The 13,608-nt window shown below is 49.4% G+C and carries 11 protein-coding genes; 3 read left to right on the top strand and 8 right to left on the bottom strand.

The genetic code is table 11. The annotated features are described in order from the left end of the window. Positions 1 to 1,002 precede the first annotated feature (1,002 nt). From V5N47_RS05560 to pseG, 3 genes are all read left to right on the top strand, one after another. Positions 1,003 to 1,995 carry an NAD(P)-dependent oxidoreductase gene (locus V5N47_RS05560; RefSeq protein ID WP_338729873.1) on the top strand — a complete coding sequence of 331 codons (993 nt, stop codon included), beginning with the start codon at positions 1,003 to 1,005 and terminating at the stop codon, positions 1,993 to 1,995. A 466-nt stretch (positions 1,996 to 2,461) separates the two neighbouring features. Continuing rightward, positions 2,462 to 3,229, top strand: coding sequence for a glycosyltransferase family protein (locus tag V5N47_RS05555; RefSeq protein WP_338729872.1), 768 nt, complete (start codon positions 2,462 to 2,464; stop codon positions 3,227 to 3,229). Further along, on the top strand, positions 3,213 to 4,220 hold the full coding sequence (pseG, locus tag V5N47_RS05550) for a UDP-2,4-diacetamido-2,4,6-trideoxy-beta-L-altropyranose hydrolase (RefSeq protein ID WP_338729871.1): 1,008 nt from the start codon (positions 3,213 to 3,215) through the stop codon (positions 4,218 to 4,220). Before V5N47_RS05555 ends, pseG begins: the two co-directional genes overlap by 17 nt. Before the next feature lie 56 nt (positions 4,221 to 4,276). On the opposite strand, the gene V5N47_RS05545 is transcribed toward pseG, so the two are convergent. The 8 genes from V5N47_RS05545 to V5N47_RS05510 form a co-directional block, all read right to left on the bottom strand. Continuing rightward, positions 4,277 to 4,714, bottom strand: coding sequence for a GNAT family N-acetyltransferase (locus V5N47_RS05545; protein ID WP_338729870.1), 438 nt, complete (start codon positions 4,712 to 4,714; stop codon positions 4,277 to 4,279). Beyond that, positions 4,707 to 5,765 (bottom strand): N-acetylneuraminate synthase family protein, encoded by a 1,059-nt coding sequence (locus V5N47_RS05540; RefSeq protein WP_338729868.1) that lies wholly within the window; start codon positions 5,763 to 5,765, stop codon positions 4,707 to 4,709. Before V5N47_RS05540 ends, V5N47_RS05545 begins: the two co-directional genes overlap by 8 nt. A gap of 63 nt (positions 5,766 to 5,828) precedes the next feature. After that, a complete protein-coding gene (locus V5N47_RS05535; protein WP_338729867.1) occupies positions 5,829 to 7,019 on the bottom strand; it encodes a DegT/DnrJ/EryC1/StrS family aminotransferase in 1,191 nt (396 codons plus the stop codon). Continuing rightward, positions 7,016 to 7,951, bottom strand: coding sequence for a GDP-mannose 4,6-dehydratase (locus V5N47_RS05530; protein ID WP_338729866.1), 936 nt, complete (start codon positions 7,949 to 7,951; stop codon positions 7,016 to 7,018). The genes V5N47_RS05535 and V5N47_RS05530 overlap by 4 nt, the downstream gene beginning before the upstream one ends. Then, positions 7,944 to 8,975, bottom strand: a complete 1,032-nt coding sequence (locus V5N47_RS05525) for an SDR family NAD(P)-dependent oxidoreductase (RefSeq protein ID WP_338729865.1) — start codon at positions 8,973 to 8,975, stop codon at positions 7,944 to 7,946. The genes V5N47_RS05530 and V5N47_RS05525 overlap by 8 nt, the downstream gene beginning before the upstream one ends. A 271-nt stretch (positions 8,976 to 9,246) precedes the next feature. Beyond that, entirely contained in the window at positions 9,247 to 10,722 is a 1,476-nt protein-coding gene (locus V5N47_RS05520; protein WP_338729864.1) for a sulfatase, read from the bottom strand. Positions 10,723 to 10,725: 3 nt separating this feature from the next. After that, positions 10,726 to 12,342 (bottom strand): alkaline phosphatase family protein, encoded by a 1,617-nt coding sequence (locus tag V5N47_RS05515; protein ID WP_338729863.1) that lies wholly within the window; start codon positions 12,340 to 12,342, stop codon positions 10,726 to 10,728. Positions 12,343 to 12,433: 91 nt separating this feature from the next. Then, complete coding sequence (locus V5N47_RS05510; protein ID WP_338729862.1) at positions 12,434 to 13,537, bottom strand: glycosyltransferase family 4 protein; 1,104 nt, start codon at positions 13,535 to 13,537, stop codon at positions 12,434 to 12,436. Between the last annotated feature and the right edge of the window lie 71 nt (positions 13,538 to 13,608).

Raw genomic sequence — 13,608 nt, 5'->3', positions numbered from 1 at the left:
GAGCAATCACTGTGAGTAGCGTGTCTGGGCAAAATTCACTACGAAAATTCCGCATCTCCTGACCTTTGAGTTGATGCTGCAACGCTTCAATTTTCATAATCGGTTTACGTCCGGCGTTTTCTGATTGGATATTTCGCCTCCAAACCCCCATATTGCTCCTTTCTACCCATTCACCGGTTGGGATGGTGTCTTTTGTAAGCCAATTGTGTCCGTTTTTGCTTCCCACTATCATAATCGGAACCAGGACACGAGAGCCGATTATGAATGTTCTAGGGTTGATTCAAGCCGCCATGTGCCGTTCATAATCGACTCAATTCCCCGGAAGTGAACTGTGGAGACCTCCGTCGAAGGGAACTAGATAATATTTTTGAGAGGGTTGTATTGGCTCTCAGGCCCGAATTCCGTCCGTAGAAGCGATGTGGTCGCGTGCGTGGATTTCATCGTCCGCTCTCGCTGCTCTCAAAAGGTGCCTCAATTCTTCATAATCGGTTCCAGTCTGCCATTTCTCTCTGCGCTGGTGACGATGATTTCACACACGGAGAACAGTCGGATTCGACAGCGGACGCGCTGAACTCTGCTATCTCCTCTCCGTGACTCTCCCGACTGACTCTGTGAACACAGGACTCCTCTCAAAATGCGTTGCCAAGTAGCTCTTCTCCTTCCCTTGCGGGGACGAACCCGATTATGAACCGTTCGTGAGCAGTACACATCCAACTATACCTCCTCTCGTGGCCGGAGACGCCGCTGTTTCGATTATAAACTCTCTTTGGGTGAGCCGGGAGACAGTAGTAAGAGAGGTTCCGTCAGTCTAGGCGGTCGAGATATTCATTCGCTTTGCTCACAGCGATGTTGAGGGGAGGCTCTCTTCTACCCTATTCGTCACAGCTGGCAGACGTTGATCTACCCGAGAAAAAGTGGTGTGTTCTCGTGGTGCATTTTCCAGCCATTGCGGCCTGAATATTCCTGCTTGTTTTAATAAGTAAGGGTGAAATACTGTGTGTAATGAGTGGAAAACAGCCACACGTCGCCGTGACTGGGGCGGCGGGGTATATTGGAAGCCGTGTGGTTCACGACCTTCGAGCGGAGCATCCCGACTGGGAGGTGACGGCGCTCGATAACTTCTATCGCGGTCAAGTGGATCAGATTAAAGATGTCCCAGTCGAGCACGTCGATATCCGAAATCGGGCTCGACTCGAGGAGGCGCTTTCGGGTGCGGATATCGTGATGCACCTCGCGGCAATCTCCGGGGTGAAAGATTGCGATGAGAACCCTGACTTGGCTTACGAAGTGAACGTCCAAGGGACGAACAACGTCGCATGGTTCTGCAAGAAAACCGGCGCAGGCTTGATTTTCCCGTTCAGTATGGCCGTGATTGGCGACCCCCAAGAGTTCCCGATTACCGTTGACCACCCTCGTGACCCGATGAATCTCTACGGGGAGACAAAGCTGCTGAATGAGCGGATGATTGAGACGATGGCGGAAGGGTCGTTCCCGGCGCATCTGTTCTTGAAGTCGAATCTGTATGGGGCACACGAGGTCGATGGGACACGGGTTTCGAAGCCGACTGTGATCAACATTTTCGTAAACCGAGCCATTTCTGGGCAAGACCTCACAATTCATCTACCTGGGTCACAAGCACGCAATTACCTTCATGTGCAAGACGTTTCTAACGCCTACATTCGAAGCGCAGAACGGACGATTGAGCAACTTGATGCCGGGAAAACAGGCGCAGAAAAATTCGAACTTTCAGGCGTCGAAGATCCATCCGTCATCGAAGTAGCAAAACTCGTCCAGCAACACGCTACGGGCGACAACAAACCAGAGCTTCGAATGCTCGAAAATCCCAGAACTGAAACTCTCGTCGAACGCTTTGATGTGGACATTGATAGAACGAAAGCAGAACTGGAGTGGGAGCCAACGTATTCAATCGAGGATGTCATTCGGAACGACCTCGCTCGAACAATCGATGATGCACTGGAAGCATCGTCACTGTGAGTAGCGTAGCTGGGCAAAACAACTCCGAGAATTTCACAACTCCTGATCCTTGAGTTGATGCAGCGACGCAGTGATCTTCATAATCACGTTGCGTATCCGATTTTTGGATATCTCCTACTTTTTCCCTCTTACGCAATCTCGCGCTCATCATCTCGACATAGTTCCTATCTGTAACGCCTAGTCTGCTACTCTTTCCGGGGATTGAACCCGACTATGAGTCGAATCTATCCACTGAGAGATTCTAATACCTCCGCTAACTCTTGCTATGGCATTGGATTCGATTATGAAAGAGCACGTTTGTCTGTGGGGCTTCCGAGAAAGAGTGAAAAGTGACCAGTGGACAGGAGAATGAGAGTCTCGATCTGTGTTTGTACGAATTAATTTGGAGTCGCACTGAAATGAGTAGTATCTACAAACTCATTCGGAGCGTAGTAATCTTAACCCTGGTACCCCAACAGTTCCTATCGTGAGTCAATACACTGTTGGCATTATTCAGGCTCGGATGGGTTCTACTCGCCTGCCGGGAAAGGTGATGCTCCCCTTGGGAGACCATCTGGACTTAGAACATGTTATTCACCGTGTACAGCGCGCTTCTGAAATCGACGAAGTCGTAGTCGCAACAACGACCAAGACAGCTGATGACATAATTGAGTGGTGCAGTGAAAACGCTGGAGCGACAGTATTCCGAGGTGATGAACAGAACGTCCTGGATCGAATGTATCGCGCAGCGAAGACCGTTGAGGCTGACGAAATAGTACGTATCACGGCAGACTGTCCGCTTATCGATCCAACGGTTATTGATGCAGTGGTGAGACGGCGACGTGCGTCAAACGCCGATTATGTATCAAACATCCTCGAACGGACGTTCCCACGCGGACTTGACGTTGAGGTGTTTACGGCTGAGAGTTTCGAACGCGTCCACTCACACGCTAGTACCTCTTCTCAACTTGAGCATGTAACACTCTATTATAGAGACAACTCTGACGAGTTTGAGTTTGCGAACGTGACCTCAGCAGAAGTATTTGACCAAGAACAGTTGCAGAACCGCACCGACCTTCGGTTGACTCTCGATGAAGCGCAGGACTATCTTCTTCTCCGAGAAATATTCGAGCAGGTGGACTATGAAAACACACCACAGCTTCTCGATGTTATTGAATATATCGATAAACACGGTTTAGGGGAGATGAACGAAACGGTGATTCAGAAATCAACACACGATGCATCTCGCAATTAGAGCAGATGGTGGCCCTACTATTGGTTACGGGCATCTCGTGAGGTCAGGTGCACTTGCAGAGGAATTTCTCGAAAGAGGTCACAACGTCACCTTTGCTACCACAACGCCAGAACACGTCACGGACGTGTGTCCGACTGACGTCGAGACAGTCACGTTGCCAAAACGAGACGACCCCACTCCGTTTGTCGCGTGGCTTGAAACCGAAACGCCTGACGTCGTGTTCACGGACGCTTATCCGGTCGACACGGACTACCAGCGGGAAATCCGGGAACAAGTCCCGCTTGCTGTACTACAGGATGACGCTCGTCACGCAGTCTGTGCGGACCTCTTCGTGAATGGGAATCTCAATGCATCCTCGCTGGAGTACGATTACGTCGATTCGAAACCGAAGACCTGTCTCGGAACTCGCTACGTCTTGCTCCGTCGTGAAATTCGAGATCTCGCATCACAAAACCCACCGTGGCGTGAAAACCCTGAACAGGCTCTTATAACGATGGGGGGAAGCGACACTGCAAATTTGACCCCAACCGTTGTTCGCTCATTTGACGGGCTTGACCTCCGTGTGGACGCCATTGTCGGGCCTGGTTTCACCGAAAATCAAGAGCAAGAGATCCGTGACGCTGGAGCGAATGTTTCGGCTGACGTTCGAGTCGCTCGTGACCCTGAGAATTTACCAGAACGAATGTTTCAGGCGGATTTCGCGGTGAGTACGGCAAGCTCTACAACCTACGAACTTCTTGCATTAGGCACACCATTCGTAACTTTCGCGGTCGTCGACAATCAGGAACAAATCGCAGCGTCTCTCCAAGAATACGATATCGCAACTGTACTCGGTTGGAGGGCAGATGATGAAAAAATAAAAAATGCAATTAAGACTTATTCGTCAAACACAACTCTACGACGTGAACATCGTGAACGAGGGCGTAATCTCGTCGATGGAAATGGCACAGAAAGAATCGCTAACAAAATGGTTAACTTAGGTAGAGGGTAGTAAACCAGAGTAATTACCGGTAGAAAACTGATATCGAGTAATCATTCGTACGCGTTTCAATCATCTAATTGGTATATTATCCACTCGTCTACACATTCGTGTTTAGTGAACCCACATTTTTCGAATAGCTGTTTGGAACCAATATTGTCTTCATGAATCTCTGCAAAGTACTTTTCTCGTGAATGTCGTTGACACACCCAGTTGACTGCTTCTGTTGCGATTCCCTCTCCCCAAAGGTCAACTTCTCCAATGAAAACACCGACATAGGAATCCTGCGTTAGATTTACTGAACCAACTCGTCTCCCATTGTATTCAATAATATAATCATGTCTGTCAATTGGGCGAGAGCCGAACCATGAAAGATGATCACTCCAAGTAAGAGCTGACTTCTGATTTCTGAAATGTTTATATATATCTGGGTTTGAACGCCAGGCAAGTAATAATTCAAGGTCCTCAAGTTGAAGTGGCCTGTATGTCAGGTGGTTTTCAATCATTGGGTTGTTCAATATTCTCCCATGTGATGCCTTCGCCTTTGCGGATCTTTGTAGTGGCTTTACAGCCGATAACATCGTCTCTAAATTTCGGAGCGAGGCCAGCACTCTGATTTCCTGGACGGAGAACTCTGATATCGTTTTGTTCTATTTGAGATCCTTCTGTAATCTCTCGAGTTGCTTGGATTCGCCTTCGAGCAGTTCGTCGAAGTTCTGATTCCACCTCAATCTCTCGTTTTTTCCCGTCCCCTAGCGCCCTTTCCGTATCTCGAATTGCTGAAACCATCGCAGCAAGTTCATCTGGTTCTAGTGCAAATTCGTGATCTGGTCCTTCCATTTCTTTGTCGAGAGTGAAGTGTTTTTCAATCACGCTTGCCCCGAGTGCAACCGCAGCAGTCGGAGCTGTAGTCGCGTTGAGGGTGTGATCAGACAGTCCGGAGAGAACCTTGAACTCCTCATAGAGGGTTTTAACCACACGGACATTAATATCCGAGATCGGTGTTGGATACGCCGCGACACAATGGAGTAAAACGAGTTTGTTGACGCCTTCTTCACGAAGTGCCTTTACTGATTCATGGATCTCTTCCAATTCGTGAGCCCCGGTGGACATTATGATCGGTTTATCGGTTCCAGCGAGATGACGAAGGAAGGGAACGTGGCTACTCGTGTATGATGCGACCTTCCAAGCAGGGACATATTCTGCGAGTTCCTTCGCAGACCGTTCGTCGAATGGGGTCGACATGAACAGAATTCCTTGCTCTTGGCAATAATCATAGAGCTCCGGAATCCACTCGTATGGCATCTCCATTGACTCAATAATCTCGTAGATATCGCGTTTGTCCTCTAAGTACTCTACTTCTCCACTATCTTCAACGTAGAGATCTTCGGCTCTAAAGGTTTGAAACTTGACCGCGTCAGCACCGGCATTAACTGCGGCGTCGATGAGTTCCTTCGCAATTTCGAGATCTCCATTGTGGTTAGAACCAGCTTCGGCGATAATAAACGTCGGCTCGCCGGGGCCAACCACCCTATCACCAATTGTAATCGTATTCATGCTACCAACAAACCAGACTACTACAATAAAGACTGTGCGCCAAACCGGCTGACACAGCGTAATTTACGTGTAGTACTGATGGATGCGTTGAACCGCTCGAATCACGGCTTCTTCAGTTTCACCGTCCATCGAGGGATATAGCGGCAGAGAGACAATTCCGTCGTAGATCGCCTCTGCATTCGGGAATTGGCCTTCTTCGTAACCGAACCGCTCTTGAAACAGAGGGTGATAGTTGAGGGGGACGTAGTGAACCTGCACGTAGATGTTCTCTGCGTGCATCGCGTTGACGAACTGCTTTCGGTCACAGCCGAACTCCTCATCGATTTCGACAGCGAACAAGTGCCACATCGGATCCACGTCATTTTTGACCGTGGGAAGATGCAGTCCAGGGATGTCAGAGAATGCCTCTTCGTAGCGTGCGATGATCTCTTTGCGGCGTTGTTTGAACGAGTCGATACGATCCAACTGCGAGAGGCCAAGTGCCGCCTGTAGGTCGGTGACGTTGTAATTGTAGCCAACTCCCTCAGTCACCTGAAACCATGGCTCGTCTTCATGACCTTCTGGACTGTACTCCATATCGAACGAACGAAGCGACCGAACACGCTCGGCAAATTTTTCGTCGTCTGTGACGACCATCCCTCCTTCTGCTGTTGTGATATTCTTCACGGGATGGAAACTGAAGACTGCAGCGTTGCGGTGGCTTCCTGCAGGCTTCTCTCGCCATGTCGAGCCAATCGCGTGGCATGCGTCCCAAATTACTGTGAGGTCGTGCTCGTCTGCGATGTCCAGCATCTCGTCCACCTCACAGGGCTGTCCGGCAAAATGCATCGGGATCAATCCTGCTGTGTCCTCCGTGATCTGGTCGCGAACAGCCTCAGGGTCGAGATTACGTGTGTCACGCTTCACGTCTGCAAATACTGGGGTTGCATCGTTGTAGACGGCCGCGTGTGCCGTCGATGCGAACGTGAGAGGGGTCGTGATGACTTCGTCACCGGGACCGAAGCCAGCTGCTTTGCCTGCCAAATGTAACGCAGCAGTTCCAGACGTGACCGCAATCGCGTGGTCAACGCCCACGTAGTCGGCAACGGCCGCTTCGAATTTTTCGACAGTTGGCCCTCGCGTGATGTAGTCGCCCTCAAGAGCCTCAAATACAGCCTGCTTGTCGGCCTCGGATATTGACTGGCCTCCGTACCCGATGCCATCCTCGAAGATTGGAGTACCGCCTTCGATTGCGGGGAGTGCGTCGTCGCTCATTCGTTCGCTTGATTTGCCAGCCAGTCTCTTAATTCCTTGATTCCCTCTTCTAGGCTGTATTCTGGCTCCCATCCGAGGAGGTCGTTTGCCTTGCTGGGGTCACAAAGCAGCTTTGGAATTTCGCTTTGTGGGTGGTGGTGTTCGATATGTTCAATGTCGGTCTTCTCGCTTGCAATCAGCTCTGCGAGTTCGTTAATCGAAACATCCTCTCCTGTCCCTGCATTCAGCACCTCTCCGACTGCAGCATCGCTGAACGTCGCATCAATGACGAACCGAGCGCAGTCAGTGACGTACAATAAGTCTCGTGTTTGGGTACCTTCGCCGTAGATTTTCAGCGTTTTACCCTGCAAGTCACGGTCAACAAATATCGGGACAACTCCCACTTCTTGATACGGCCCATACGTGTTGAACGGTCTCAGAATAGTAACCGGGAGGTCGTATCCGTGGTAATATGATTCCGCAATGTTCTCTGCAGCGAGTTTCGTACCAGCGTACGGAGAGGCTGGCTTGACCGGGTGTGTCTCGTCGATACCCTCGGTCGAGTCTGCCATATCGTACACCATGCACGTCCCCATCAGCCCGAGTCGTGTGTCCGTCTCTCGGCACGCTTCGAGGACATTCCGCGTCCCAACAACATTTGCATCGAAATGGTCATTCGGCCGTTCAAGACTCTCGTGGACGTCGATTTCTGCTGCGAGGTGAATGCAGGCTGCCGTTTCGTTATCAATGAGTTGCTCGACTATTTCTTCGTTGCAGATATCGCCCTCGTGGAACTCGAACTGGTCGTCAGCATCGAACTCTGCAATGTTCTCTGGCTTACCGTGCGAGAAATCATCTAAACCAACAACGTTGTAGTCTCTATCGAGCAGTTCCGACACAACCCATCTGCCGATAAATCCTGCCGCTCCAGTAACTACTACTGTCTCACTCATTGCAAACCTCCGGGACGATGTGGTTCTCGATAAATGAATTCACTTCGTCCTGGGTGAGCAGTTCGCTTTCTCCTGAGGAACGTTCGACTACTTCTGGCTTAGAAAATTCGGTGAGTTCTTCGCGATTTATCGAACTCACGGAACCAACGTCCTCTGGCGGGATGGCATACAGGTCACCGTTTTCTACAACTCTGCCTGCTTCGCGTTCGGTCATCACCTTTTCGTGGAGCGTTTCTCCGACTCGACGGCCGATGAGTTGTACCTCTATACCCTCTGGATCGTAGCCATACCGTGGAGCAAGTGTCTCTATCATACCGTGGGCCAAATCTTCGATTCGCATCGCTTCCATTTTCTTCAAGAATATTTCACCGCCTTGCATGTGCTCGATCGCGCCAGTGACGAGGTTCGAGATATCGGTAAACGTCAGGAAAAACCGAGTCATGCGTTCGTCCGTGAGTGTAACTGGGCCTCCTTGCCGAATCTGGTTATCGAATAGCTGAACCACAGATTGGGAGGAGTTGACTACGTTGCCGAATCGAACGGAGGCCAGTTCGATATCTCGCTTTCCTCGATACTTATTGCCAGCAGTCACCAGACGCTCACCAAGTAGTTTCGTTGCACCCATCGTGTTTGAGGGAGCAACCGATTTGTCGCTGCTCGTAAATACGACTTTTTCGACGGACTCGTCTATTGCTGTATCCACGACGTTCTGGAGGCCGAATACATTCGTTTTCACCGCTTCGAATGGATTGTATTCGGAGAGGTCGACGTGTTTCATCGCCGCAGTGTGAACGACGATATCGACGTTCTGCATCGCCCGAGCCAGACGATCTTTGTCTCGAATATCTCCCGAAAGATACCGACACCTGTCATCGTCCACTTGATTCCTAATTTCAGCCAGAGACGGTTCGTTGTTATCCAGAATGCGAATCGAACTCACGTTTTCTTCAAGAAATCGAGGGAGTAGTGCACGCCCCACAGACCCTGCTCCACCTGTAATCAGAACCGTTTTTCCAGAAAGCATCTATGAACAGCACTTTTGAAGTTTTGCTATTCAATCTATGGGTTTTAGAACTGAGATGGGCTGTTTTCAACTACCAACCAACCTGTGCTTGCGCCATTTAGAGCATGCTGCAAATGTCGCTGTGCAAAAGAAAATGATTGGTGATATCGTTGAGATATAGGGCAACATTGGGCCAAATATTGGTAGAGACTCCCCGAACGGGCATGGACGTGAGACCACAACCAATAGTTAGTGTGGGATGGTTCCGAAGATAACTCTAGTACTCGGAAAGTTACTGGAGATAACCGAGATCCTCTAGACGAGATCTCGTGTCCGCGTCCATCGAGACACTCTCTGTGGATTGTGAGTGTTCGAATGAGTTGGCCCATCCGTTCAATATCGAGTCGTACTCTTTGACGATATCTTGATTTCCTTCGGCAATATCGTCTGTTTCTCCACAGTCGGTTCGAATGTCGTAGAGTTCTTTTAACCCGTCCGAACCGCGAATATACTTGTATTCCTCTGTACGAACCGCTCGCAGTGAACGATTATATTTACGGAGATGTTTCGGAAGCTCACCAACGCGCTTTTCGAGTGCATTCATTGACGGCTGAGGGGCCATATACTCCGCGAATACGCACCTCTGTGGTTCATTATTGGCCTCTGGATGGAACGACTGACCTTGGAATTGCTCACGAGCTTTCGGTGCTTCGATGCCAGCCACATCAAGTAATGTTGGGGCCAAATCGACAAGTTGAATTAGGTTATCCACCTTCTTGCCGCCTGTAAAAGAGCCGCCATTGATGATGAGCGGAACGTGAAGAAGTGTATCGTAAAGTGCGTACTGGTGATCCATTAGTCCATGTTCCCCGATGTTCTCTCCATGGTCAGACGTCACAACGAACACTGTGTTATCCCACTCTCCTGCCGTAACGAGTGCCTCTTTTACCTCCTCAATCCGCGAGTCTAAATATGCTATCTCCGCCCGGTAAAGCGCTCTGAGAATATCGAAGTCCCGCTTTGAAAGTTCAGTTTTACCAGAAATGTATTCCCAAGCATCTTGCGAGACAGCCATTGCTGATTTGAATGAGACACCATCTGGAAGGAATCGTTCTGCATTGTTCCTTGGAGGTCGATACTCGAGATGAGGTTCAAGATAGTTCCCGAAGAGGAAAAATGGCTGTGAAGAATCTCTGTTCTGAAGCCACTGTTGTATCCACTCGTTTGTCTGCTTTGCCCCGTCATCCTCGTGCTTTCGGAGGTACTTACCGTAAAACGCGTTTGCTAGATTGACAAGCGGATTTCCCTGAGTGAGTTCAGATGCGAGCGCGCGAAACATATCAGCACCCTCTTCTGTCCGAGCAATTCTCCCCAAGTCAGTCTCTGACTGGACGAATTGCCAAGTTTTGTGGAACGTATCAAAGCCGCGAGCGAAGCCAAACTCTTCACTGATCCAAGTGTTGTTTGAGACGGCAACAGTCTCGTACTGTGCGTTTGAGAAAATTTCGGAGAGAGTCAACAGTTGAGGGCTGAGACGTTTGTGCTTAGCATGTGCTCCGTGTTTCGACGGATAGGTTCCGGTGAACAATGAAGCATGAGAGGGGAGTGTCCACGGTGCTTGTGTGAATGTGGAGTCATAGCACACTCCCTCTGTAGCGAGGTCATTCAGAAACGGGGCAATCGGTGCACCTGAATGCGTTGTCAGCGTCTCGTCGTAGCGAGTAGTATCGAGTACGAGCAGAATGACGTTTGGGGGCTTGGAATCCATCGCTCAAATGTATCCCAAATCTTCAAGCTGTTTCTCAACAGCATTCGTGTCTCGCTTTGTACTCCCTATATTTGCTTCAACAAGATTCTCCAGTGGTTCCCGTCGCTCCGATCGCTCACTCAGAGCTTCGTCAGTGAACACATCTTTCAATACGTTTCCATCCATTACTTCTGGGATTGGTTCGTCAAGCGCGTATAGAATCGTCGGGGCGATATCTAGTAAATTCTTGTCTGCACTACCACCGGATTCAATGTTTGGCCCACTGGCACAGTATATCCCCTCCATTCGATGACCACCACTGCGTGCTGCAGACGGAGGACCAGTCGTGACGAATTCATCATCTGTGCTGAAACGTGGGTCAACTGCGCAAGCGAAGTTATCGATAGTGAACAGAATATCGGGGGCTAATTTGACGTTTGAACCATCATAGAGATCCTCCGGGCTATACACCTCAACTTCGAGGCGATTGCCATCGGTATCTCGGAGTTCAGATAATGTGTTTACAACTGCTTTACGATCTTCGGGATCGTCTGACAACATGTAGATCATGCCGCAAGTGAGGTTCTGTTTGGGTGCAAACGCGATGCTTCGATCCCAATCTACAGCTTCACCAGGCGACCCACGGATTGACTTACCAACTGATTTCGCTAAATCGTTTAATTGCGGTATTGCCGTCACGACCGGTTCGACAAATCGACGAAGATACGGAAAGTAGTTAGTACGGAGTTTCTGTACTGGTGACTGCTCAGTCGGAACGCGGAACCCCTCAGATTCAAGCCAAGCGTTTGAGTGGAACGTCTTGTTTACTGGACCAAATCCGTGGTCGGACACGAGCAGAAGCGTTGCATCTTCTCGCTCTGCTATGTCAGCGACGAGCCCAACTGTTTCATCAACACGCTCCCATAGTCGCCCAATCGCATCATCATAGTCAGCGTCTCCGTCAGCTTCGTATAGCGGGTGAGATGAGTCGTGATATCTCCAGAAGTAATGTTGTGCCCAGTCGGTCGCACTGATGACACCGAAAAATACGTCTGGGCGTTTTTCGGTGAGCAAGTATTCGATTGCACGCTCTCTCTTCTCAACAATCCCTTGGAGGTCGCTTTCTAACTTCCCTGGGCGTCCACGGTATTTCGGGTCAGCGTACGGAACCTTAATTTCATATCCATCAGCGACTTCGTCGAGCTCCGATTTCAGATTATTTGGCGTCGTGATCGTATCATCTTCGGGGGAGCCAAGACCGCTGACCATAAAGCCGTTTTCTCCAAGGCTGTACGGCGGATACAGCATGGGGAAGTTGAATACACCCACGTCATAACCACGGGCTAACAGCACGTCCCAGAAGCTCTGCCCGTGGAACTTATCGGAACCAACAGATTCGAACTCAAATGAATCTGGGTCTTCACGGTTGAGGAAATAGAACACACCCGTTTTTCCTGGGTTCTGGCTTGTTGCCATCGAAAGCCAAGCTGGGGCTGTAATAGGGGGGAAGGTGCTTTCTAACGTTCCAGACGGGCCGTTCGACTTCACACGTTCAATGTTTGGTAATCTACCATCCTTGATCAGTGGGTCTAAAACATCCCACGTAGCACCATCCAAACCAAGAACAATTACGTCAGTCATGTCCCATTCCCACCCTTGCTCGCCTCACGCTATCACGGAAATAGCAGATCGTTCCATCGCTAGAAATCCTCTCAACCATTAATAACACGACTCAATTACAAGCATCTAAATAAAGTTCATGATACGCAACAGCAGTGCGTTTCAGAGGGAATCGAGTTACTGCTCTGTGGTGCAATGCGTCACGACGTTTTCCCATCGATTCTGTGTCAATCTCTGGAATGGTTTGAACTATCTTCTCGGCTAATCTCTGAACATCTCTATTTGGAACATAAATACCATCGTCACCGATCACCTCGTGAAGAACCTCAATATCACTTGCAATTACGGGTAATTTACACGCCATCGCCTCAACTGCTGCGACACAGAATCCCTCATAGACCGATGGCACGAGGAAAATATCTGATTGGTGAAAGAGGCTGTAGATATGTTCTCGGCGGGGGAGATAACCCGTAAACGTCACAATGTCATTGACTCCTAATCGGACCGCCTTTTTTCTCAATTTATCTTCAAGTGGCCCAGACCCCGCAATGAGAAAGTGTACACTTTCTGCTTCCGGCTCCCCTTTGATTTTTTTAGCAGCTTTCAGAATCGCAGTTTGATTTTTTTGCTCAGTCATCACACCGACGTTTGTGACAAGAATTCCTTCAGGTAGTTCAACCGGAAGTGGGTAGTCGTGGCTTGCGGCTACTCGGTCAATGTCGATTCCATTATAAATGACTTCTCCACGACTCGAGAGCCACCGTTCGACAGGTCCAAGAGACGATTGCGTACAATGTGAGTTGTAAACGTTCACTTTTGGAAACCCGAACGTGGCCGCATTTACCATTCGCTGAGGCAACGAAAAATGGGCAAGATCATTATGCTCTGTATTTATGACCGGCGTATCTCGGAGTTTTCCGATGATTCTCCCAACAGCACCCGTGAAGTTGTGATGAGTATGAATGATGTCGTAGTCGTGGTTATTGAGATGGCTCCACAATCGCCGATATGCTTTCAGATCAAAGTTGCCGGAGCCTCCGAAAAATTCAGTCGGTAAGTCCATCTTCTGGATGTCTGGGTCAAGCGTCATGCCGGCGCTTTCAAAAAAAGCGCCGATTGTGACATTTGAGTCTGTGTGTTGGTTAATCGCATTTCCAATCTCGATAGGGATAGAGGTAGACGAAATCGAATTCACCAAATAAAGGATGTCCGGCATTGAATGAGACGTTCATTATCCAATCAAATAACTTTCCGCATCCGATTGTAATCGGCTTGTAGCCCTGCCAT

It is taken from the genome of Haladaptatus sp. DJG-WS-42 (assembly GCF_037198285.1).
In the GTDB taxonomy this organism is placed as follows: domain Archaea; phylum Halobacteriota; class Halobacteria; order Halobacteriales; family Halococcaceae; genus QDMS2.
Note: the sequence above shows the minus strand (reverse complement) of the source record. Positions and strands in the feature narration are given on the sequence as shown.